Source organism: Pseudomonas sp. NY8896, assembly GCF_039634505.1.
Genome location: NZ_CP132350.1, coordinates 4,820,698 through 4,841,977 on the forward strand (window position 1 = coordinate 4,820,698; position 21,280 = coordinate 4,841,977).

General features: G+C 58.8%; 20 protein-coding genes and 1 pseudogene. 16 read left to right on the forward strand and 5 right to left on the reverse strand.

Features of this window, described 5'->3' with window-relative positions; genetic code table 11:
• Positions 1-179 precede the first annotated feature (179 nt).
• Positions 180-1,700: an NCS1 family nucleobase:cation symporter-1 gene (locus tag Q9451_RS21655; protein ID WP_012271440.1), complete on the forward strand. Its 1,521-nt coding sequence runs from the start codon at positions 180-182 to the stop codon at positions 1,698-1,700.
• Positions 1,701-1,764: 64 nt separating this feature from the next.
• Here Q9451_RS21655 and Q9451_RS21660 read toward each other — a convergent pair whose 3' ends face one another.
• Positions 1,765-2,220, reverse strand: coding sequence for an isoprenylcysteine carboxylmethyltransferase family protein (locus tag Q9451_RS21660; RefSeq protein WP_012271439.1), 456 nt, complete (start codon positions 2,218-2,220; stop codon positions 1,765-1,767).
• Positions 2,221-2,375: 155 nt separating this feature from the next.
• Here Q9451_RS21660 and Q9451_RS21665 point away from each other — a divergent pair, with 155 nt between their 5' ends.
• From Q9451_RS21665 to Q9451_RS21675, 3 genes are all read left to right on the forward strand, one after another.
• Entirely contained in the window at positions 2,376-2,765 is a 390-nt protein-coding gene (locus Q9451_RS21665) for a GFA family protein (RefSeq protein ID WP_071984316.1), read from the forward strand.
• Positions 2,766-2,961: 196 nt separating this feature from the next.
• Positions 2,962-3,291, forward strand: coding sequence for a hypothetical protein (locus Q9451_RS21670; protein ID WP_012271437.1), 330 nt, complete (start codon positions 2,962-2,964; stop codon positions 3,289-3,291).
• Positions 3,292-3,490: 199 nt separating this feature from the next.
• Complete coding sequence (locus tag Q9451_RS21675; RefSeq protein WP_012271436.1) at positions 3,491-4,360, forward strand: AraC family transcriptional regulator; 870 nt, start codon at positions 3,491-3,493, stop codon at positions 4,358-4,360.
• 258 nt (positions 4,361-4,618) lie between these two features.
• Here Q9451_RS21675 and Q9451_RS21680 read toward each other — a convergent pair whose 3' ends face one another.
• Complete coding sequence (locus tag Q9451_RS21680; protein ID WP_012271435.1) at positions 4,619-5,494, reverse strand: helix-turn-helix transcriptional regulator; 876 nt, start codon at positions 5,492-5,494, stop codon at positions 4,619-4,621.
• Between the two features lie 305 nt (positions 5,495-5,799).
• Between Q9451_RS21680 and Q9451_RS21685 the strand changes: the two genes are divergently transcribed.
• The 8 genes from Q9451_RS21685 to Q9451_RS21720 all read left to right on the forward strand — a co-directional run bounded on the left by Q9451_RS21685 (position 5,800) and on the right by Q9451_RS21720 (position 14,377).
• The gene (locus Q9451_RS21685) at positions 5,800-6,654 is read left to right on the forward strand and encodes a hypothetical protein (protein ID WP_012271434.1); all 855 of its coding nucleotides are present in this window, start codon (positions 5,800-5,802) and stop codon (positions 6,652-6,654) included.
• A 161-nt stretch (positions 6,655-6,815) separates the two neighbouring features.
• Positions 6,816-8,054: an MFS transporter gene (locus Q9451_RS21690; RefSeq protein WP_012271433.1), complete on the forward strand. Its 1,239-nt coding sequence runs from the start codon at positions 6,816-6,818 to the stop codon at positions 8,052-8,054.
• Positions 8,055-8,241: 187 nt separating this feature from the next.
• Positions 8,242-9,072 carry a dihydroorotate dehydrogenase electron transfer subunit gene (locus Q9451_RS21695; protein ID WP_012271432.1) on the forward strand — a complete coding sequence of 277 codons (831 nt, stop codon included), beginning with the start codon at positions 8,242-8,244 and terminating at the stop codon, positions 9,070-9,072.
• A complete protein-coding gene (locus tag Q9451_RS21700) occupies positions 9,072-10,007 on the forward strand; it encodes a dihydroorotate dehydrogenase (protein ID WP_012271431.1) in 936 nt (311 codons plus the stop codon). The genes Q9451_RS21695 and Q9451_RS21700 overlap by 1 nt, the downstream gene beginning before the upstream one ends.
• Positions 10,004-11,260, forward strand: coding sequence for a Zn-dependent hydrolase (locus tag Q9451_RS21705; RefSeq protein WP_012271430.1), 1,257 nt, complete (start codon positions 10,004-10,006; stop codon positions 11,258-11,260). Before Q9451_RS21700 ends, Q9451_RS21705 begins: the two co-directional genes overlap by 4 nt.
• Positions 11,257-12,618 carry a dihydroorotase gene (locus Q9451_RS21710; RefSeq protein WP_012271429.1) on the forward strand — a complete coding sequence of 454 codons (1,362 nt, stop codon included), beginning with the start codon at positions 11,257-11,259 and terminating at the stop codon, positions 12,616-12,618. The genes Q9451_RS21705 and Q9451_RS21710 overlap by 4 nt, the downstream gene beginning before the upstream one ends.
• A 26-nt stretch (positions 12,619-12,644) precedes the next feature.
• Positions 12,645-12,974, forward strand: coding sequence for a hypothetical protein (locus tag Q9451_RS21715; RefSeq protein WP_012271428.1), 330 nt, complete (start codon positions 12,645-12,647; stop codon positions 12,972-12,974).
• A 134-nt stretch (positions 12,975-13,108) separates the two neighbouring features.
• A complete protein-coding gene (locus Q9451_RS21720) occupies positions 13,109-14,377 on the forward strand; it encodes a malic enzyme-like NAD(P)-binding protein (RefSeq protein WP_012271427.1) in 1,269 nt (422 codons plus the stop codon).
• Positions 14,378-14,642: 265 nt separating this feature from the next.
• Here Q9451_RS21720 and Q9451_RS21725 read toward each other — a convergent pair.
• Positions 14,643-14,789 (reverse strand): annotated as a pseudogene (locus Q9451_RS21725) (site-specific integrase); the annotation flags it as partial.
• Between the two features lie 104 nt (positions 14,790-14,893).
• Between Q9451_RS21725 and dusA the strand changes: the two are divergent.
• From dusA to Q9451_RS21740, 3 genes are all read left to right on the forward strand, one after another.
• The gene (gene dusA / locus Q9451_RS21730) at positions 14,894-15,904 is read left to right on the forward strand and encodes a tRNA dihydrouridine(20/20a) synthase DusA (protein WP_071984315.1); all 1,011 of its coding nucleotides are present in this window, start codon (positions 14,894-14,896) and stop codon (positions 15,902-15,904) included.
• Positions 15,905-16,073: 169 nt separating this feature from the next.
• Entirely contained in the window at positions 16,074-17,000 is a 927-nt protein-coding gene (gene tal, locus Q9451_RS21735) for a transaldolase (RefSeq protein ID WP_012271373.1), read from the forward strand.
• A 97-nt stretch (positions 17,001-17,097) separates the two neighbouring features.
• Entirely contained in the window at positions 17,098-18,948 is a 1,851-nt protein-coding gene (locus tag Q9451_RS21740) for an alkaline phosphatase D family protein (protein ID WP_012271372.1), read from the forward strand.
• Between the two features lie 74 nt (positions 18,949-19,022).
• Here Q9451_RS21740 and rssC read toward each other — a convergent pair whose 3' ends face one another.
• Positions 19,023-19,505, reverse strand: coding sequence for an anti-sigma factor antagonist RssC (gene rssC, locus Q9451_RS21745; RefSeq protein ID WP_009686305.1), 483 nt, complete (start codon positions 19,503-19,505; stop codon positions 19,023-19,025).
• Positions 19,502-20,683: a two-component system response regulator RssB gene (rssB, locus tag Q9451_RS21750; protein WP_012271371.1), complete on the reverse strand. Its 1,182-nt coding sequence runs from the start codon at positions 20,681-20,683 to the stop codon at positions 19,502-19,504. The genes rssC and rssB overlap by 4 nt, the downstream gene beginning before the upstream one ends.
• Before the next feature lie 270 nt (positions 20,684-20,953).
• Between rssB and Q9451_RS21755 the strand changes: the two genes are divergently transcribed.
• Complete coding sequence (locus Q9451_RS21755; RefSeq protein ID WP_012271370.1) at positions 20,954-21,253, forward strand: PilZ domain-containing protein; 300 nt, start codon at positions 20,954-20,956, stop codon at positions 21,251-21,253.
• Positions 21,254-21,280: the final 27 nt, after the last annotated feature.

Here is a 21,280-nt window from a genome sequence, read left to right on the forward strand (position 1 = left end):
GCGGTAACAACTTTGCACAAAAAATGTGCACAAAATACCCACTTCTCGGCGAGGCGTATCACGCAAAAATGCCGAATGAAGGCTATAGAAGGCTGGCCTCAACCGAACGCGTGGGTTGGTATGAATCTTGTGTGTATACAAATTCAATAATAAAAGTACACAACCATCATGGAGTCCCGATGGCGTCGATTTCACGTTCCGATGTTGGTCAGCTTGATGTTCTCCCCGCCGATACGGCCGAGCCCAATCAGCTGGCGTTGAGCCCGCGTCTGTACAGTGCCGACCTTGCCCCGACCCGCGCGGCCAATCGCACCTGGGGGCGTTACAGCCTGTTCGCGCTGTGGACCAACGATGTGCATAACATCGCCAACTATTCCTTCGCCATCGGCCTGTTCGCACTGGGCATGAGCGGCGCGCAGATCCTCGCCGCCTTCGCGCTTGGTGCGCTGGTGATCTACGGCCTGATGAACCTGTCGGGCTACATGGGCCAGAAGACCGGCCTGCCCTACCCCGTCATGTGCCGTATCAGCTTCGGCATTCATGGTGCGCAGATCCCGGCACTGATCCGCGCGGTGATCGCTATCGCCTGGTTCGGCATACAAACCTACCTCGCCTCGGTCGTGCTGCGCGTGCTGCTGACCGCCATCGCTCCAGACCTCAAAGCCTACGACCAGAACTCGATCCTCGGTCTGTCGACGCTGGGCTGGATCACCTTCTTAGGCATATGGTGCGTGCAGGTGGCGATTTTTGCCTACGGCATGGAGATGGTGCGCCGCTTCGAGTCCATCACCGGGCCGATCATTCTGGTCGCCTTTGCCTGCCTGGCGGGCTGGATGTACTGGCGCAGTGGCCTGTCGATTTCATGGTCCAGCGGCAACGCGCCAACCGGTTCGACTATGTGGCTGAAAGTGCTCGGTGCCGCCGCGCTGTGGGTCTCGCTGTACGGCACCATGATTCTCAACTTCTGCGATTTTACCCGTAACTGCCCAGACCGTCGCACCATCAGCGTGGGCAACTTCTGGGGCCTGCCGGTGAACATGCTCGGCTTCGCGCTGATCGCCGTGGTACTGGCCGGCGCGCAGTTCAGCATCGACGGCAAGCTGGTGCAGGGACCGACCGAAATCGTCGCCGCCATCCCCAACACCGCCGGCCTGGTGCTGGCCTGCCTGGCCTTCCTGATCGTCACCGTCGCGGTGAACATCATGGCCAACTTCGTCGCCCCGGCCTACGTGCTCGCCAACCTCGCGCCGAACCTGCTGAACTTCCGCCGCGCCGGCTTGCTCAGCGCCGCCATCGCGGTGCTGATCCTGCCTTGGCACCTGTATAACAGCCCGTCGGTGATCGTGTATTTCCTCGGCGGCCTGGGTGCCCTGCTCGGCCCACTGTACGGAATCATCGTCACCGACTACTACCTGGTTCGCCGCAGCCGGGTAAACCTGCCGCAGCTGTACAGCGAAAGTACAGAGGCTGCCTATCACTACAACCGTGGGGTCAACCTGCGCGCTGTAGCGGCGTTCATCCCGGCTGCGCTGATCGCCATCGTGCTGGCGCTGGTGCCGGCGTTCGATACGCTGTCGCAGTTTTCGTGGTTCTTTGGGGCAGGTTTGGGCGGGTTGATTCATTACGCCATTGCCGATCGCAGTGCCCGCTACACCGAGGTATCCGGCGAAGGCATCGCGGTGGATAGCGCGCAGCACTGACAGGGCGCATCAAAAAGGCTCAATCCCATCGAGAACTCGCCTCGGCTGGCAGACGTTTCGTTATCTAAAGCCAACGCCTTACTTGTTTGCAGTACTGCGTGAACGCTCTGCCGAAACGACTGGCAAGGGCCCGTTCCTCCGGACCGATCTGGAAGAGGTTCATATAGATTACGAAGCCCAGCACGCTTAGAAGTGCTGGCGGCCAGGCGAGAAAGATTGACCAAGCAATCAGGGCTGTGGCGAAGCCTAGGTACATGGGGTTGCGTGTATAGGTGTAGATGCCCCCGGTGACCAGTGCCGAAGCTGTTTCAGGCTTCAGCGGGTTGACCGTAGTGCGTGCTTGACGGAAGGAAAGCACGCCGGCCAGACAAACAGCTACGCCTACTAGCAATACCACGAGCGCCAGGCCAATGCGCCATTCGACAGTCACCTCCAAGGTTCCCGGTAAGTGTCGAGCCGCGAACCAGGCCAATAGACCGAACAGGGTTGCAACCAGGGGCGGAGGAATACGGTTGTCCATGATGAATTCCTAGTAGAGGCAAACTAACGACCAGACTGAGGGTTATAGCCACTTCAGGGTCAAGCACCCTGTGCACGATGGACGTCAGTTACGGCCAGTCGACTGATCAGGCCTGGGCGTTTAGGCTGGCGTTTTCATCCTGCACGGAAGCACCAATGACAGAGGTATACCAAGGAAGCTGCCTATGCACAGCGGTCAGTTACCTGCTACTCACCCCACCCAAGGCAGTGAGCCATTGCCATTGCAGCCAATGCCGTAAAGGTCATGGCGCCGCATTCGCTTCGTACGGCAGCGTGCCGCGCAATATGCTGCGAATACTACGCGGTGCTACCTACATCAAGACCTTCGCCTCTTCACCGACGGTAGTGCGCGAGTTTTGCGTCGCGTGCGGCTCAAGCTTGTTCTGGTCACGGTCCCAAGGTGATTTTGCCGACTGGGTTTCGATAGCCCTGGGCACACTTGATACCCCGTTCCTGCCCAAGAAGCAGAAACACGTTCACATCGATTCCGCGGCCCCCTGGTACTCACCCTGCAGCCTTGCCTGAAAAACACGGCTGCTCTACCCCACCAGCCCAGACAACTTCGTCAAGGTTTCAAGCACCCTGGCGCATGCAACTTTGCTGATCAGGCCCGGTCTGTATAATCCCGCGGCGTAGCGCCCATGCGGATGTCCATGGACCTGCTACAGGCACTCCGCCTTCATGATGCGTCACCATCAAAACCAACCGATAAGGAAATCACATGCGTACGTTCAAACTGGTACTCGCAGCGCTGCCATTCTTTGTACTGGCCGGCTGCGGCAACGACGCCCTGGAAGGGACTTACGAAGCCACCACCACGGTGATGGGTTTCAAAAGCCCCAAGCAGAAGTGGGAGTTCTCCAAGGACTACATCATCGCCAATGGCAGCAAGGTCAAGGTCGAAGAGTGGGAGCGCAAGGATGATGTGGTCACGGCGCGCAACAAGGACGGGCTTGCACTGATCAATGTGCGCGTACTGGAGGGTGGCAAGCGCCTGGAAGCCGTCGGCGGCAGTGAAATGGCCAAGAACGAGTTCGTGCGGGTGGATTGACCCACCTGTCAGCTAGCGTTACAGGGGCCGCTTTTGCGGCCCAACTTGCTTAACTGGCCGGTAGCGCGGTACACCCGTCAACACTGGCGTCATCCACGGCATGGTCAAGACAATCCCCGATTGAGCAATCACGGCTAGGCACCTCGATGCCTGAACAACGGATGCTAGCGCTCACCGCACCTTCCGGAGATTCCGTTCGTTGACTGACTCACAGCACAACCCTACCTACGCAAAGCGGTTCGAAGCCGTGCTTGCCTACATCGACAGCCACCTTGAAGGCGACCTGTCGGTGAATGCCCTGAGCCGCATCGCCAACTTCTCGGCGTTTCACTTCCATCGGCAGTTCACGGCATACATGGGCATTCCGGTTTCGCGGTATGTGCAACTGATGAGGCTTCGACGCGCGGCGCACCAGCTGGTCGCCTCACCCGCAATGCCCGTCCTGGAAGCCGCATTCGGCGCCGGTTTCGAAAGCCCCGAAGCCTTTTCCAGAGCGTTCAAGCGTGCCTTTGGCATGGCGCCCAGCGTGTTCGCCAAGGCGCCGAACTGGCAGGCCTGGAGTGCGGTATTCGTTGTTCCACACCTTTCCAGGAGTATCACCATGCAGATCCGTATCGTGGATTTCGCCGAAACCCGCGTAGCCGCGCTCGAGCACCGAGGGCCACCCGGCCTGGTCGGCGAAAGCGTCGCGCGTTTTCGCCAATGGCGCATGCACAGCGGCCAGTCGCCGGTGGCCAGCAGCCGCACGTTCGGCATTCCCTACGACAACCCCGACACCACCCCGCCCGACGCTTTTCGCTTTGCCGTTTGCGGTGAGATTGATGAGGCTGTGCAGCCCAACGATTTCGCCGTGCATGAGCGGGTCATCCCGGCCGGGCGTTGCGCCGTGATCCGGCATATCGGCTCGCCTGACTACATCGGCGAAACCATCTACCCGCTTTATCGTGACTGGCTGCCATCGAGCAATGAAGAATTGCGCGACCATCCGTTGTTCTTCCAGTACCTGAGCGTGTACCCGGAAACGCCGCTGGAGCAGTGGCAAACGGATATCTACGTGCCGCTGAAGTAAGTGGGGCCTTGGGCAGCGATCAACACCGATCATCACCGGCCCGGACGTATGTTTGGGCCAAGTTGGTGGGCTATGCCCGTTCCCCAAATCCACCCGGCGCCGGGCAACCGAGCCGGGTATCAGATACGTGCCCCAGAAGCCTCGATTTAGCTCGACTGACTTCCTCTGGGCGTTGAGGTGGCCGTTTGCCGAGCTTGGCTAACGACCAAAATCAGTCGCTTAAAAGTGTCCAGGAAAGCCAGGGCAACGCACGTCTAGTTACAACTTTGCTAGCAGCTGCTGGAGCTTCCTCATAGCGTCTCGGCCTGAATATGCTCGGCTCAACAAGTCGGTAGACATGGCTTTGTACATGTCTACCGCCTGGGCCGATGACGTCACGCTAGCAATGCCTACATGCAGATTGGGCAATTCGCCCAGTCGGTACGGGCTGACTGCTACGTAGCTTGTGTTTTTCTGTTCGAAGATCTGGAAGGTGGCGCTTGGGAGCGCTTCGTCGATCAGATAGATGTTCGGATGATCGCTGTTCGATTCCACGATGCTGATCAGGTTTTCGATCTCTCGGCGGGCGAGCAAAGCCCGCTCCATACGAACACTGGGCGGTAAGTCCAAACGACCTACTAGGCCAATGTGCAAATAGCGCTCGATCTGGCGCAGACCGACGATGGACTTGACCTCGAATTTTTGGCGGAAGAAGGTGGATTTCCGCTCGTCCAGGATACTCAGTATCTGGTCTTCCATCGCTTCTTGAGCACCGCTGAAAACCCGAGGCCTGGCCTCGTAGAGCATCGTTTTGAACAGCTCAGAGTACTCAGGCGTTGTCAGGAGATAAGAGAACGGATCGAAGTAGGAGATGATGCTGCTGGACCTCGCTTCCAGCTGCCTCATGCGCTCGAAGTAACCCAGCGCATTGTCGAAGTACTCCGTGTCTGAACCCAGCAGGCTGGTCAGCGAGACCTTCAACAGCTCCGCCAACCGCTCCAGCGTTTCGAGCTTTACGATTTTGCCGAGTTCGAGGCGATAAACCGCAGCACGCGAGATGCCGAGCTTTTCTGCAACCTGATCGGCATTCAGCTGACGGCCAATTCGAAAAGCCCTGAGACGTTCGCCGATTGCTTGGTAATCAATCTGGTTCAATGAGAATCCTTATCATTATTGGATGAGTGCGCGTGTCCGACCAGATCGGCTTGACGAAGTCATGCTGCAAGTGTATCAATATTTAGACAGGTGAAGTTGTTCGTCTAAAAAATACAAAAAAAGGCCGGCTCATGTCTACTCAACTCCCCTCGCGCCGACCCGCGGCTAGGTATCTCAGCACACACTCCGCACCGTTTTGTAGCACTTCCTTGCCTGCTTGCTTGGCTTTGGTCCTAGGACCTGACAGCTAGGCAGTTTTTTCCTGCCCAACGCGTAATAACAACACTCTGATTGGAGCTTCGGTAATGAAGACCAGAATCGGCGCGCCCGTACTCGCCCTTTTTTTGACCCCAGCTGTCATGGCAGCTCAACCCCCAGCGTTCAGCGATACCTTCATTGGATATCGCTACAGCAGTCATTTCTCCGACCCAGGCAAAAAGAAAGACGTGGCTAAGCACATCGTCCAGCTCACCCATGTCAGCACCTACGCGCTGGGCCAGCAATTTGCGAACCTTGATGTGTTCAAGTCAGATCACAATGACCCCAAAAAGGAGAGCGACAGTGGCGCCACCGAAATCTACCTGACTTATCGCAATCAACTGCAGTACGGCCGGATTTTCGATAAGCCCCTGGCCTTCGGCCCGGTCAAGGATGTCGCGCTGACCCTGGGTTTTGACTGGAATACAAAGAACAACGCATTCCAGTCACGCAAGCGAATGGTGGTGATCGGTCCAACCCTCAAATTTGCGCTGCCGGCGGGTTTTCTCGACCTGAGCCTGTATTACGCACGGGAATGGAACCACTGCGGCCTAGACAGCTGTGACCTACCCGGGAACCACTCATCGATGCTGTTCGACCCCTTCTACCAACTGAACCTGACATGGGGTGTCCCGTTCACGGTTGGCAGTGTGCCGATGAAATTCCAGGGCTTCTACAGCTACAACACTGAAAAGGGTGATGACTACCGCAACAACCCCACCGCAGATGAGCAACTGATGCGTACCTCCTTGATGGTCGACGCAGGTCAGCTCGTCGGGGCCAAGAAGAACGTGTTCTGGGTTGGGCCCGGATACGAGTATTGGCGGAACAAATTCGGCAACCGCACGGGCGATGGGATTGATGTCGATGCACTTTCCATCAACCTCGAATGGCACCTTTAGTGCATTCGCTGTTTCGGGCTTTTTGTGAAATCTAAATATTTAGACAAAATCCGGCGCTAGCAGTAACCTGTGGTCAGCCCTTGAGGTGCCAGCAGGTGGCGGGTCTGGCGAGTCCCTCTGTCAGGTCGTCTAAAAAACTATACAAAAACAAGAGGTAAAGCATGATGGCTTCGTCCGACATGGTTCAAAAAAAGGATGCGTCACCGCGCAAGGCTTTGATAGCCAGTGTGACGGGTTATGCAATGGACGGCTTCGACTTACTGATTCTCGGGTTTATGCTGCCTGCGATTACGATCGGCCTTGCGCTGACATCATCGGAGGCCGGCTCGCTGGTGACTTGGACGTTATTGGGAGCTGTGGCAGGCGGGCTGATATTTGGCCAATTGAGCGATCGCTATGGCCGGGTTCGAATGCTGACCCTGTGCATCCTGACCTTCTCCATCTTCACTGGTCTCTGCGCAATCGCTCAGGGCTATTGGGATCTGTTGATCTACAGGACCCTCGCCGGTTTCGGTTTGGGTGGTGAGTTCGGTATCGGCATGGCGCTGATCGCCGAGACCTGGCCGGCACACCGGCGCAACCGAGCCTCCTCTTATGTGGGCATGGGATGGCAAGCCGGTGTTCTTGCGGCGGCTCTTCTCACACCATTGCTTCTGCCTTACATCGGCTGGCGTGGCATGTTCCTGGTCGGCTTGCTGCCTGCTTTCGTTTCTTTGATTGTCCGTCACACGATGAGTGAGCCGGCTGAGTTCGTGAAGGCTGCAGCTGATCCTGTTCCGTTTGCTCGGCGATTCACTGACCTTTTCAAAGACCGGCAGACCACCAAGGCCAGTGTTGGGGTGATGGTCCTGACTTCTGTGCAGAACTTTGGGTACTACGGCCTGATGATCTGGATGCCCAGCTACTTGTCCAAGAAATTCGGCTTTTCGCTCATGGCATCTGGTACTTGGACTGCAGTCACTGTGCTGGGCATGGCATTCGGGATTTGGCTGTTCGGCCAACTGGCGGATCGCTTTGGCCGCAAGAAGATGTTCCTGCTCTACCAAGCAGGCGCAGCGATCATGGTCATTGCTTATGCCAACCTTGATAACCCGACCGTCATGCTGTTCGCCGGCGCGATCATGGGGATTTTTGTGAACGGTATGATCGGCGGTTATGGGGCGTTGATCTCTGATCTCTACCCGGCGCAGATACGCGCCACGGCCCAGAACGTGCTGTTCAACATTGGCCGTGCTGCGGGCGGGTTCGGTCCATTAGTTGTGGGGGCGGTAGCACTTCATTACTCCTTCACTGCCGCGATCATGTTGCTCTCGTCGCTTTACGTCGTGGCGATGGCCGCTACGGTCTTTCTGCTTCCTGCCTGTCAGAGTGAACAGCTGAAAAAGGCTCAGCCGGCTTAATCATCGAAGCCGGCTATCAGCCTGCCTCGCCTGATTCGTATCAAAAATTAGACAGAATAAATCGACTGCGGTAGATTCAACTCACGCAATCCCTGAAACACCGAGTTACCCGCCGCCTCAACACTGAGGCGGCAATTTCTATTGACCATGCTGTATAAAAAATTAGACAAATGCGAGGCCACCCACAATGAACGTGATTTCCGGTTGCTGCCAGGCCACTGCCATCACCCCCCCTAACGACACGTTGGCGGTCGTCATCTCCAACGAATGGGTCAACGATGAGTACAAGCGCCTAGTGCTTCAAGCCGACGGTGCTGCATGCCAGTCGCTGCCGGGGCAGTTCTTCAACCTGCTGTGCCCAAACGAAGGCGACAACAAACCGTACTTCCGCCGGCCAATGAGCACCTACAAGGCCGACCCCAGCAAGGGTCAGGTCGAATTCTTGTACAAGGTGACCGGCAAAGGCACCTACGGCCTGGAAACACTCCGCGAAGCGCAAACGTTGGAGATTCTGGGCCCACTGGGTAAGGGATTTGACCTGGACTCTTCCTGGGATCACATGATCATCGTGGCTCGCGGTGTCGGCTTGGCAACGCTCGCACCACTGGCGGAAGCTGCGCATCAGCTGGGTATCCGACTGACCGCCGTGCTGAGTGCCCGCAGCGAAAAAAGCCTGCTTTCACGTGAGCGATTCGCCTCGCTCGGCGCCGACGTACAGGTAGTCCTGGACGAAGACGGCAGCAGTGCACCAGACCAACTGGAGCACCTGCTCAGACAAATCATCGCTCGTGAAAAGACCAGCGCGCTCTTTACCTGCGGCTCGAAGCGGCTGACCCGTCTGCTGAAAAAGCTCAGCGCAGAGCTTGGCCTGGTAGGCCAAGTGGCACTTGAGCAGCAAATGGTGTGTGGCCTAGGGATGTGCCAGTGCTGCGTCGAAGTATTCGAAGTCGACGGGCTCAGGGTGGGTAAGCGGGTATGCCTTGAAGGCCCTGTATTTGACCTGGCGGAGGTGGTGTGATGATCGATCTCAGCGTACAAGTGGGCGGACTGCGCCTGAAAAACCCGGTAATGCCAGCCTCGGGTACCTTCGCAGAGGAGCTGATCCACCTGCTGGATTTCAACCAGCTTGGCGCCTTGGTCACCAAGACCATCACTTCGGATAAGCGAACCGGAAACCCGATGCCACGCGTTTGTGAGCTGGCGGACGGGATGATGAACGCGATCGGTATCCCAAGTAAGGGTGCAGATCTGTTCATCGACAAGGTCGTTCCCTTCTACCGGAATTTCGATTCACCGCTGATCGTGAGCATCTCGGCGCCAACGGCTCAAGGCTTCGCCGAGCTGGCTGCCCGGCTGAGTGACGTGCCGGGTGTGGCGGGTATCGAAGCCAACATTTCCTGCCCCAACCTGGAAGCCCACGGCCAGTCGTTTGGCATGCAGGCCGAAAGTACACGTAATGTTGTCGCACTGATGCGGCAGGCCACCTCCCTCCCCCTGTGGGTCAAACTGACCCCTAATGCTGGTGAAGTCGTACCGGTTGCCCTGGCTGCGCAAGACTCCGGTGCTGATGCCGTAGTGGTCGGTAACACGCTGCTCGGGCTCTCCATCGACATCGAGCGTGGTCGTGCAAGGCTCGGGAATTTCATGGGTGGTATCTCAGGTGCCGCTATTCGACCGCTGATGGTGCGTCTGACCTATCAGTGCGCCCAGGCTCTGGAAATCCCAATCATTGGTTGCGGTGGTATTTCCACGGCCGATGATGCCCTGGAGTTCATCTATGCCGGTGCATCGGCTGTTCAGGTGGGTACGGCCACCTTCCTTCACCCCAAGACCATGAACACGATGGTGGGTGAGTTGGCGGCCTTCTGTGAGCGTAAAGGTGTTTCTTCTATTAGTTCGCTGATCGGGGCTCTGGATGACTCGCCTGCAGAACCCTTCGGAGCCCTGCCATGACTGCCCAATGGCGTGAGCAGGCCGAAAAGCTGTTCAACGATGTCGCATCACTGTCTCGTGATCCCCACGAAGGCATCACTCGTGAAAGCTACGGCCCGGGCGAAAACGACACCATCGCTTACCTGAGCGATTTCGCTTTGACGCATGGTCTTGATGTGGTGCCTGACCGCGCTGGCAACGTGATCTTCAAACGCAAGAGCGACAATGGTGAGCCTGCTTTGTGGTATGGCTCGCACCTTGATTCCGTCCCGCAAGGTGGTAATTACGATGGGCTGGCCGGCGTTGTGGCGGGTCTGCTTTGCCTGTGCCGAATGGACCAGGAAAAAGTAGAGACGGCGCGACCCATTCGTGTAATCGGCTTGCGAGGCGAGGAAAGCGCCTGGTACGGCAAGTCGTACATCGGATCACGAGCGCTGTTTGGTGGGCTGACTGATCAGGACCTTTGCCTTACCAACCGCTTTAGCAAGCGCACGCTTGCTGAAGCCATGGAGGCGGTGGGCGCAGACCTTGAGGCAATTCGTCGCCAAGAGTGGCTTATCGATCGCTCGCAATTTGCCGGCTACCTTGAAATCCACATTGAGCAAGCCGAGTCGTTGGAACGTATGGGGCAAGCTCTGGGCATCGTTCCCGGCATTCGCGGAAATTTCCGTCATAACCAAGTCCGTTGCCTAGGTGAAGACGGCCACTCGGGGGCCGTCGCGCGCGAAGACCGCCACGACGCCGTATTTGCCGTGAGTGAGCTCGTTGCTCGAATTGACGAGCTGTGGAGTGAATACGTCGCGGCGGAGCGCGACCTGGTGGTTACCGTTGGTACCTTGGGTACAAATGCTGCCCACCACGCTGTCTCGCGTATCCCAGGCGAAGTCAGCTTCAGCCTCGAAATGCGCAGCCTGCATCATGACACGCTCAAGGCGTTTTACTCGGCTGCGCTGGCCGAGGCCAAATCAATCGAGACGTCTCGCCAGGTTCGATTCGAGTTCGACAAGCGGATCGATACCGCCCCCGCCGCCATGCATGGTCCCTGGACGGACGTTTTCGTTCGACAAGCCCGTGATAAGGGTTGGAAAGGCGTTCTCACGCCTAGTGGTGCTGGCCACGACGCAGCGGTTTTCGCAAACGTCGGCATCCCTAGCGCAATGATCTTCATCCGAAACCAGCATGGGTCCCACAACCCTCACGAGGCGATGGGGTTGGACGACTTCCTGGCAGCGACAGAGGTGCTGTATCACTCAACATTGGAGCTGAAACCATGACCGTTCGAGATAACGCTTGGCTGATCCGTAATGCAACCCTGGTCAATGAAGGACTTCGTTGGGTCGGTGATCTTCGAGTGCGAAATGGTCGCATCGATACCATCGGCGAAGCCCTAGAACAGCTGCCCGGAGAGGAACTGATCGACGCTACTGGGCTGTGGTTGTTACCGGGAATGATTGATGATCAAGTGCACTTCCGGGAGCCTGGCTTGACCCACAAGGCTGACATCGCCAGTGAGTCTCGCGCCTGTGCAGCGGGTGGTATCACCAGCTTCATGGAAATGCCGAACACCAAGCCAGCCGCGCTGGATCGTGCAACCTTGGAAGCGAAGTACGATATTGCGGCTGGCTCGAGTGTTGTCAACTACGCCTTCTACATGGGGGCAAGCAACGACAACCTGGACGCAATTCGTGACATCGACCCGGCCAGCACACCCGGCCTGAAGGTATTCATGGGTGCCTCGACCGGTAACATGCTGGTCGACAACCCAGACGTGTTGAACGAGATCTTCCGTGTGTCCCCGGTGCCGATCATCACGCACTGTGAAGATACCCCGATGATCAACGCGGAACTGGAAAAAGCCAAAGCACGCTTCGGCGACGACATTCCAGCCCGAGAGCACCCGCTGATTCGTTCGCGCGAGGCATGCATCAAATCTACTCGGCTGGCCATTGAGTTGGCGCGCAAGCACGGTACTCGGCTCCACGTGCTGCACATCTCCACCGCAGAAGAGCTTGAGCTGTTTGAACCAGGGCCAATCGCAGGCAAGCGCATTACCGCTGAGACCTGTGTGCATTTCCTGCACTTCACCGAGCACGACTATGACCGTCTCGGTTTCTTGATCAAGTGCAACCCGGCCATCAAGACTGCCCGTGACCGGGATGCCATCGTGAGGGCGCTAGCTGAAGGCCGCCTCGACGTATTGGCGACTGACCACGCGCCGCACCTGCTTGAAGAGAAGCAAGGCAACTACAGCCAAGCGCCATCAGGTATCCCGCTTGTCCAATATGCACTTCAAACCGCTCTGGAGCGTGTATTCCAAGGAGCGCTGACGCTCGAACGACTGGTTGAAGTCGTGAGCCATGCGCCGGCTGAGCTGTTCCGCGTAAGCCGCCGCGGCTACCTTCGTGAAGGCTACGCTGCGGACCTGGTTCTTGTTGACCCTCAGCGTCCGCACTACGTAACCAATGATCAGGTGCTTTCCAAGTGCGGCTGGACGCCTTTCGATGACACCGCATTTTCTTCGAGCATCGTCGCCACTTTTGTAAATGGCGAGCGTGTGTGGGACGGGACAGCGGTAGACAGTTCGGTACGTGGCCAGCGGCTTTCTTTCACTCCCCGCGCTGACCGTGCTTAGTGCAGCAACAAGAGGTTTAGGTAAGCATGAACTTTTCAGAAATGGTGCAACGATTCGCCGCCGCTCTCCCAGGTACCGACTCGTTCAAACACGCCAACGCTCATTGCGAAGCCATCATCCAAAATGAGCCATTCCAATCCTGTGCAGCGTTCTTGATTGCCGGTTTCTGCCGCACATACGTGCTCATCTATGAAGACCAAGCGCTAGAGGCTGACTTCGCCAGACGAAACCACCGCCAGCTGCTGGAGTATATGAACCAGCTGGACACGGCCTTGGTCACCCAAGACCACAGCGTTGTTCACCAAGCGTTGATCGACGTAGTTGAACACTACGCGAAAAGCGACCGAATCTTCTAAGCACCTCGTTTGCCGCGTGAGGGTGACACGGGTGCCACGCACACCTGTAGCGTCCTTGCGCGGCAACTCCTGATAAAAATAAAACCAGTCTGCGCAGCCGAATGCTCGGGGCCAGACCCTTTTAGGATGCTGCAATGAGTCTCAAAAACGACGCTCTCGAATACCACGCCCAGCCACGACCAGGAAAACTCAGCGTAGAGCTTTCGAAGCCTACCGCCACCGCCCGGGACCTATCTTTGGCCTACAGCCCAGGTGTTGCAGAGCCAGTACGTGAAATTGCTCGTGATGCTGAGTTGGCCTACAGGTACACCGGCAAGGGCAATCTGGTCGCGGTGATTTCCGATGGCACCGCCATCCTCGGTCTGGGTGACCTCGGCCCACTGGCTTCCAAGCCGGTCATGGAAGGCAAGGGTGTTCTGTTCAAGCGTTTCGCCGGTATCGATGTGTTCGACATCGAAGTCGAGTCGGAAAGCCCACAAGCGTTCATCGACACCGTTCGCCGCATTTCGATCACCTTTGGTGGCATCAACCTTGAAGACATCAAGGCCCCTGAGTGCTTCGAAATCGAGCGCACCTTGATCGAGCAGTGCGACATCCCGGTGTTCCACGATGACCAGCACGGTACCGCCATCGTTACCGCCGCCGGCATGATCAACGCCCTGGAAATCGCCGGCAAGAAGCTGGAAGACGCCAAGATCGTCTGCCTGGGGGCTGGCGCTGCAGCCATCTCTTGCATGAAGCTGCTTATAAGCATGGGCGCGGGCGCTAGCAGTATCCTCATGGTCGACCGCAGCGGCGTGATCCACGCTGGCCGTGACGACCTGAACCAGTACAAGGTGCAGTTCGCCCACGCTACCGACAAGCGCACCCTGGCTGACGCCCTTGACGGTGCCGACGTGTTCGTAGGCCTGTCCGGCCCGAACCTGCTGAGCCCGGAAGGCCTGAAGTCGATGGCGGCCAACCCGATCGTGTTCGCCTGCTCGAACCCGGACCCGGAAATCTCGCCAGAGCTGGCGCACGCCACTCGCAGCGACGTGATCATGGCTACCGGTCGTTCCGACTACCCGAACCAGGTCAACAACGTACTGGGCTTCCCGTTCATCTTCCGTGGTGCCCTGGACGTTCGCGCCAAGCGCATCAACGAAGAAATGAAGATCGCCGCTGCTATCGCCCTGAAAGACCTGGCCAAGCTGCCAGTGCCTAAGGAAGTGTGCGAAGCCTACGGTGTCGAAGGCCTGGAGTTCGGTCGTGAGTACATCATTCCGAAGCCGCTGGACGCTCGCCTGATCAGCGCCGTATCCGATGCGGTGGCACGTGCTGCGATCGAGTCGGGTGTCGCAACGCTCCCGTACCCAACGCACTATCCGCTCTCGTCTGTCTCTGAGGTTTTCGGCGGCAATTAAGCCCCGCCATTCGAGTTGATCCAATAAAAGCGCTTGCGCTATCGCAGACGCTTTATGCCATGCAGACGGATAAGTGCTTAAGAGGGTGTATGAGGTCGACAGTTAACATAAGCGTTGACGCGTGTGTGGCATCGCGTGTCCAACCTCGGAGCTACCGCGCCCTCTTCATCCGCTGCTCAATCAGGGCTTACTACCTGAAAGCATAGAATGACCGCTTCACGCCCTGAGGAGGTCAGTCACCCTAAATCGAGGGTTTTGAGAACGTCTGCCGCTTCGCTCGGGCCTGCGCAGCGTGTTTACAGGCGAACGTCTGGGACTCTTGGTAAACTAGGACACCCTTTTTCTTGAGGCGGAGCTGGACGGTATAGCTGACCGTTCCATCGGCCTTTTCCCTTGCTCTGATCGTTGCCATGGTTTTCAGTGGTACAAGCGTGGCTAGCGGTGGTACGCCGTACCACTGCCACACCAGAAACGCCTCAAAAACCCGAAAAATGGCACAAGTATGCGTAGACCAGAATGGCCCTAGAGTTAGCTTCAAACCAACAAACCACGCGCCCTGAGCCGTCACGCCGCTTCAGCGTTGCACCGATGATGGACTGGACAGACCGCCACTGCCGGTTCTTCCTGCGCCTGCTCTCCAAGCAAACCCTGCTCTACACCGAAATGGTCACCACCGGCGCCCTGTTGCACAACGACGCCCAGCGTTTCCTGCGTCACGATGCCTCCGAGCACCCGCTGGCCCTTCAACTGGGCGGCAGTGTGCCGGCCGACCTGGCCGCTTGTGCGCGCCTGGCCGAAGACGCTGGCTACGACGAGGTCAACCTGAACGTCGGCTGCCCGAGCGACCGGGTGCAGAACAACATGATCGGCGCCTGCCTGATGGCTCACCCGGCGCTGGTGGCCGACTGCGTGAAAGCCATGCGTGATGCGGTGTCGACCCCGGTGACGGTGAAGCACCGCATTGGCATCAATGGCCGCGACAGCTACGCCGAGCTGTGCGACTTCGTCGGCCAGGTGCGCGAGGCCGGCTGCCGGAGCTTCACCGTGCATGCGCGTATCGCCATTCTGGAGGGGCTGTCGCCGAAGGAAAACCGCGAAATTCCACCCCTGCGCTATGACGTGGCCGCGCAGTTGAAGGCGGACTTCCCGGACCTGGAGATCGTGCTCAACGGCGGGATCAAGACCCTGGACGAATGCCAGAAGCACCTTGAAACCTTCGATGGCGTAATGCTGGGGCGTGAGGCGTATCACAACCCTTATCTGCTGGCCGAAGTGGACCAGCAGCTGTTTGCCAGCGATGCGCCGGTGGTCAGCCGTAGCGAGGCGTTGGCGCAGTTGCGGCCTTATATCGTGGCGCACATGGAAAGCGGTGGCGCGATGCACCACGTTACCCGGCATATTCTGGGGCTGGCCCAAGGGTTCAAAGGCGCGCGGCGTTTCCGCCAACTACTGTCGGCGGACATCCACAAGGCGGCAGAGCCGCTGGCGGTATTTGATCAGGCGATGGAGTTGTTGCAAGGGCGGTGACCCCAAGGGCGAGGGAACCTCAGGCTTGCTTGCGACTCGAAACTTCACCCTTCGTACAGCCCTTCGCGGGCAAGCCCGCTCCCGCAGCTGGCCCGCAGGGCTCCGAGGCCCTTGAGCGGCTGTCGGGGCTCGGGTAATGTCGAGTAAATGCACAGGACAGAGCACGCCCATGACCTCCAAGCTGGAACAACTCAAGCAGTTCACCACCGTGGTCGCCGACACCGGGGACCTGGACGCCATCACCCGCCTGAAGCCGGTCGATGCCACCACCAACCCGTCTTTGCTGCTCAAGGCCGCTGCCATCCCGGGCTATGCCGATCTGCTCAAGCAAGTGAAGGCCGACGCCAAGGGTGATGTCGACCTGGCCTGCGACAAGTTTGCCGTGGCCGTGGGCTCGGGCATTCTCAAGGTCATCCCAGGGCGTATCTCCACCGAGGTTGATGCACGCCTGTCGTTCGATGAGCCGGCCCTGCTGAACAAGGCACGCCAGTTGATCGCCCTTTACGAAGCGGCCGGTGTGCCAAAAGACCGAGTGCTGATCAAGCTGGCCTCCACCTGGGAAGGCATTCGCGCCGCCGAGAAGCTGGAGAAGGAAGGCATCCAGACCAACCTCACCCTGCTGTTCTCCTTCGCCCAGGCCCAGGCCTGCGCCGATGCCGGGGTGTTTCTGATTTCGCCGTTCGTGGGCCGTATCTACGACTGGTACAAAAAAAGCACCGGCAAGGACTACGTCGGCGCCGAGGACCCGGGCGTGCAGTCGGTCACGCGTATCTACAACTACTACAAGGCCAATGGCTACAACACCGTGGTCATGGGCGCCAGCTTCCGTAATATCGGCCAAATCGAGCAACTGGCCGGCTGCGACCGCCTGACCATCAGCCCGGAACTGCTGCAACAGCTTAGCGATGACCAGGGCGAACTACCGCAGGTACTGAAGCCAGGCAATGCCGGTGAAGCCAAGCAGCCGTTGAACGAAAGCCAATTCCGCTGGGCGATGAATGAAGATGCCATGGGCACCGAGAAGCTGGCCGAGGGTATTCGCCAGTTTGCGCGGGACCAGGAGAAGCTGGAGAAGTTGATGGCTGAAAAGGCCTGATACAGTTCTGGTTTGCCCGACGGGCGGGAAGTGTTCAGCATTTTCCGCCCGTTTTGTTTTGCCTGGCCTTAGTTGTGTATAGCCACCCGAGCTGTCGATGACCTCCTCTACCTCCTTGCCCCTCGTACTCGCCGGCCCGGTACTGCGCCGCCTGGAACCGCAGCGCCTGGCCATTTGGCTGGTCGCTACCCAACCGCTGCAACCCGAATTCATCTGCCCGACCAGCGAAGCCCAGGTCGATTGCCAAGTGGTCGTGGCCGGCCAGCATGCATTCATTCATCTGCTGGACATCCACTTCGCCCGCCCCCTGCCCTGCAACCAACTGCTGGACTACGACCTGATCATCAACGGCCAGGGCATCGCGGGCTGGGCACCGCACCTGCTCTACCCCGGCACCCAGCGCCCAAACCTGGTACTGCGCGAGCGCCTCGACCACTTGCTGCACGGTTCCTGCCGCAAGCCGCATCACCCCGCGGCCGACGGCCTGCTTTGCGCCGACCGCCTGCTACAGGGCTGCGCAAGGCCCGAAGACCGCCCCGCCGTGCTGCTGATGAGCGGCGACCAGGTGTATGCCGACGATGTCGCCGGCCCCATGCTGCGCGCCATCCATAGCCTGATCACGCGCCTGGGCCTGCTCGAAGAGCAGCTGGAGGGCGCAGTGGTGGCCGACAGCCAGGCGCTTTACCAGCACCCGGCCAGCTACTACCACCGCGCCGACCTGCTACCGGCGCAAGCACTGAACGACACCCTGCGCGAACGCTTTTTTGGCGGCAAGCGCAAGCCGATCTTCTCGTCCAGCAACGCCGACAACCATCTGGTGACCTTCGCCGAAGTCATGGCCATGTACCTGCTGGTATGGTCGCCAGTACCCTGGCAGCTGGTGAACATGGGCATGCCCAGCGGGCTCAGCGACGAGCATCAAGCCCGTTACCAACAGGAGCTGCCGCTGGTCCAGGGATTTGCCGACAACCTCGGCCAGGTGGCGCGGGTGATGGCCCACCTGCCCTGCCTGATGATCTTTGACGACCATGACATCACCGACGACTGGAACCTCTCGGCGCAATGGGAAGAAACCGCCTACGGCCACCCGTTCTCGCGAAGAATCATCGGCAATGCCCTGCTCGGCTACCTGCTCTGCCAGGCCTGGGGTAACAACCCGGACGGGTGCAACCCGCTGATCGAGCAATGCCAGGCATTGACCCGCCAGAACCAGGATGAGCTGATCGGCGAGCTGCTGCGCTTTCAGGGCTGGCAGTACAGCCTGCCCACAGAACCACCACTGCTGGTACTGGACACCCGCACCCGTCGCTGGCGTAGCGAGAGCAACCTGGCAAAGCCATCCGGCCTGCTCGATTGGGAGGCGCTGAGCGAACTGCAGCAAGCGCTGCTTGACCACCCGTCAGCAATCATCGTGTCGCCTGCGCCAATTTTCGGTGTAAAGCTGATAGAAACGGTGCAGAAGGTGTTCAGCTGGCTGGGCTACCCGCTGCTGGTGGATGCCGAAAACTGGATGGCCCACCGCGGTGCGGCGCAGGTCATCCTGAACATCTTCCGCCACTCGCGCACACCGGGGCACTACGTGGTGCTGTCTGGAGATGTGCATTACTCGTTCGTCTATGAAGTACTGATCCGCCATCGCCAGCGCAGCCCGCATTTGTGGCAGGTGACCAGCAGCGGGATCAAGAACGAGTTCCCCCGGCGCTTGCTGGACGTGCTCGATCGGCTCAACCGCTGGCTGTATGCGCCACGCTCGCCGCTCAACTGGTTTACCAAGCGTCGCGAGATGGAAGTGGTGCCGCGTACGCCCAGCCACAGCAAGGCTGGGGAGCGGTTATGGAACGGCGCAGGGTTGGGGCAAGTGTTCTTCGATGAACAGGGGCGGCCTGCGCGGGTGTTTCAGCTGGATGCAGGCGGGGGTAAGGCGACCGAGTTTGTCGGCCGAGAGTAGTCCAGAGAAGGCCCTAAAACCTGTACCGGCCCTTTTGTGCGTATACCCGCTAAAGGGCTAGGACAGGCTACAGATCAGCTGCGCTCCAGCGCATTGACCAGGTCATGGAAGGCTTCACGGTTGGAGTCGTTCAGGCCCATGAGAATCTTGTGCGCCTCCAGCACCTTGGAACGCACCACATCTTCGTTCTGGTCCTGCGACGGCAGGTCAGTCAGGCATTCGGGGCACGGTATCGGTCGATCGACGATGTTGAACACCTGATCGAAGCCCATTGACTGCAGCAGCCGGGAAATGTCCGGGTTGGTGGTGACCACGGTCGGCAGCAGGCCCACTTTTTGCCGCGACAGAATCGACAGCTTGGCCAGCAGGCCCAGGGTGGTGCTGTCGATACTTTCGGTTTCGGTCAGGTCGATGACAATCGCCGAGAAGTTCAGCGCGGTGAAAATCTTCTCGATCGTCGCATCCAGCGCCGAACACAGGGTCAGGCGCACTTCACCGACGAATTTCAGTACGAAGGTACCGCTCTGCTCGGCGAACTGGATTCTACCGGTACTCATTGAAGGTTCCTGCTCAACACCAATAGGGCGATATCATCCGGCATCTCCCCAAGCGTAGCCAATCCAAATCGTTGACGCAGCCCATCCAGGCTGCCACCTGCTGCCTTGACGATTTCCGGCAAGGCGGCTTCTTTATCTTTGAGCGTATCACCCGGCAAAAGGTCCAGAATGCCATCGGACATCAGGCTGAGGCTGAACTGCGGGGGCAGCTCCACGACCAAGTCCTGGTAGGTGGCCTCATCGAACAGCCCCACCGGCAGGCCACGGCCTTCCAGGTAGCGAGTGTGCTCGGGGGTATGCAGCACGGGCAGCGGCAAGTGGCCGCCGACGGCGTAGGTCAACAGACCAGACTCTTCGTCGATCACCCCACCGACCATGGTTACGTGCTTGCCCAGCTTGCTATTGATCAGGCCGCGGTTGATGTGACTGAGCACTTCCGACGGCTTGAACTCGCGCATCTTGCTGCGCCTGAGCTCGAACATGAGCCGCGTGGTCATGAATTTCAAAAGCACCGTGACAAAGGCCGACGATGCGCCATGCCCGGAAACATCGGCGAGGTAGAAGGCAATGCGCCGCTCGTCCACGCGGAAGTAATCGACAAAATCACCCGACAGGTACAGCGACGGAATGATCTGGTGCTCGAACGCAAACTCACCGGCCACCCAAGGGCTTTCTGGCAACATGTTCATCTGCACCTGGCGACCGGCGGTCTGGTCTTCCTGCAGCAGGTGCAGGCTGGCCTCCAGTTCGCGGTTGGCCGCTTCGAGCTTGTCGCGGTAGCGCTGGTTTTCCAGCACCAGGCGCGAGCGGTCGAGGGCACGGCGTACCGAATGCTCAAGCACGGCCAAGTCTTCCAGCGGCTTGATCAGGTAGTCGGCGGCGCCCAGGCGCAACGCTTCCACCGCATCGCTCATGACGCCGGCACCGGAAACCACGATCACCGGCAACTGCGGCGCCCGCTCGCTGACCTGGCGGATCAGTTCGAGGCCGCCCATCTGCGGCATGCGCAGATCGCAGATCACGAGGTCGGGCTGGTGTTCTTCGAAGACCTGAAGCCCCTGCTGGCCATTACCGGCCTGGAGGACGCTGAAGCCACTGTCTTCAAGGTAGGCGGCGAGGCTCGCACGGACCACGTCGTCGTCATCGATGATCAGCAGCGTTGCACTGGTTTTCTGCATGTGGGCGAACGGCGCCGATTTGGGTTGGTGCAGCGGTGTCGGCAAGGCAGACGGCCAGCTACGGGAATTCTTTATAGTCACACTCTACTTGAGTTGTAGGACAAGAACACTTGCCCGGCAACTGTCAGAGGTACCTTGTAAGGCGCAGACGGTACTCCCATCCGCCAGGGGTTTCAAGCATGCAAGGGTCGACCTTGTCGCTCTTTACAGGGCAAATCACCGGGAGTTATAAGAAAGTCGACCAGCGCAACCCGATGGGAAGGATGCAGCATGCCCCACACGCCCTCCAGCCACAGCGAGAAACGCGACTTCATTCGCATGCGTATCGATACCGAAGTCAGCCTTGTGCACGAAGGCCTGGTAATTGCGGCGGTGTGCCTGGACCTGTCCAGCGGCGGCATGCAGGTACAGGCGCCGCAGCGCTTTGCGGTGGGGGATCGGATCGAGGTACGGATCGACTCCGACCACCCGGCGCTCAAGGGGCTGCATGCCAGCACCGAAGTGGTATGGATTGCCGACCAGCCGGGCGGGCAACAAAAGTTCGGGTTGCGGATTCTGGCCATGCATTGAACCTGGAGCCGCACAGCGGCCCCAAGC

Bases quoted from the DNA above. Each gene is read 5' to 3' on its own strand.
- Q9451_RS21655 (WP_012271440.1), top strand. From the start codon at position 180: ATGGCGTCGATTTCACGTTCCGATGTTGGTCAGCTTGATGTTCTCCCC.
- Q9451_RS21660 (WP_012271439.1), bottom strand. From the start codon at position 2,220: ATGGACAACCGTATTCCTCCGCCCCTGGTTGCAACCCTGTTCGGTCTA.
- Q9451_RS21665 (WP_071984316.1), top strand. From the start codon at position 2,376: ATGACAGAGGTATACCAAGGAAGCTGCCTATGCACAGCGGTCAGTTAC.
- Q9451_RS21670 (WP_012271437.1), top strand. From the start codon at position 2,962: ATGCGTACGTTCAAACTGGTACTCGCAGCGCTGCCATTCTTTGTACTG.
- Q9451_RS21685 (WP_012271434.1), top strand. From the start codon at position 5,800: ATGAAGACCAGAATCGGCGCGCCCGTACTCGCCCTTTTTTTGACCCCA.
- Q9451_RS21690 (WP_012271433.1), top strand. From the start codon at position 6,816: ATGATGGCTTCGTCCGACATGGTTCAAAAAAAGGATGCGTCACCGCGC.
- Q9451_RS21695 (WP_012271432.1), top strand. From the start codon at position 8,242: ATGAACGTGATTTCCGGTTGCTGCCAGGCCACTGCCATCACCCCCCCT.
- Q9451_RS21700 (WP_012271431.1), top strand. From the start codon at position 9,072: ATGATCGATCTCAGCGTACAAGTGGGCGGACTGCGCCTGAAAAACCCG.
- Q9451_RS21705 (WP_012271430.1), top strand. From the start codon at position 10,004: ATGACTGCCCAATGGCGTGAGCAGGCCGAAAAGCTGTTCAACGATGTC.
- Q9451_RS21710 (WP_012271429.1), top strand. From the start codon at position 11,257: ATGACCGTTCGAGATAACGCTTGGCTGATCCGTAATGCAACCCTGGTC.
- Q9451_RS21715 (WP_012271428.1), top strand. From the start codon at position 12,645: ATGAACTTTTCAGAAATGGTGCAACGATTCGCCGCCGCTCTCCCAGGT.
- Q9451_RS21720 (WP_012271427.1), top strand. From the start codon at position 13,109: ATGAGTCTCAAAAACGACGCTCTCGAATACCACGCCCAGCCACGACCA.
- dusA (WP_071984315.1), top strand. From the start codon at position 14,894: ATGGCCCTAGAGTTAGCTTCAAACCAACAAACCACGCGCCCTGAGCCG.
- tal (WP_012271373.1), top strand. From the start codon at position 16,074: ATGACCTCCAAGCTGGAACAACTCAAGCAGTTCACCACCGTGGTCGCC.
- Q9451_RS21740 (WP_012271372.1), top strand. From the start codon at position 17,098: ATGACCTCCTCTACCTCCTTGCCCCTCGTACTCGCCGGCCCGGTACTG.
- rssC (WP_009686305.1), bottom strand. From the start codon at position 19,505: ATGAGTACCGGTAGAATCCAGTTCGCCGAGCAGAGCGGTACCTTCGTA.
- rssB (WP_012271371.1), bottom strand. From the start codon at position 20,683: ATGCAGAAAACCAGTGCAACGCTGCTGATCATCGATGACGACGACGTG.
- Q9451_RS21755 (WP_012271370.1), top strand. From the start codon at position 20,954: ATGCCCCACACGCCCTCCAGCCACAGCGAGAAACGCGACTTCATTCGC.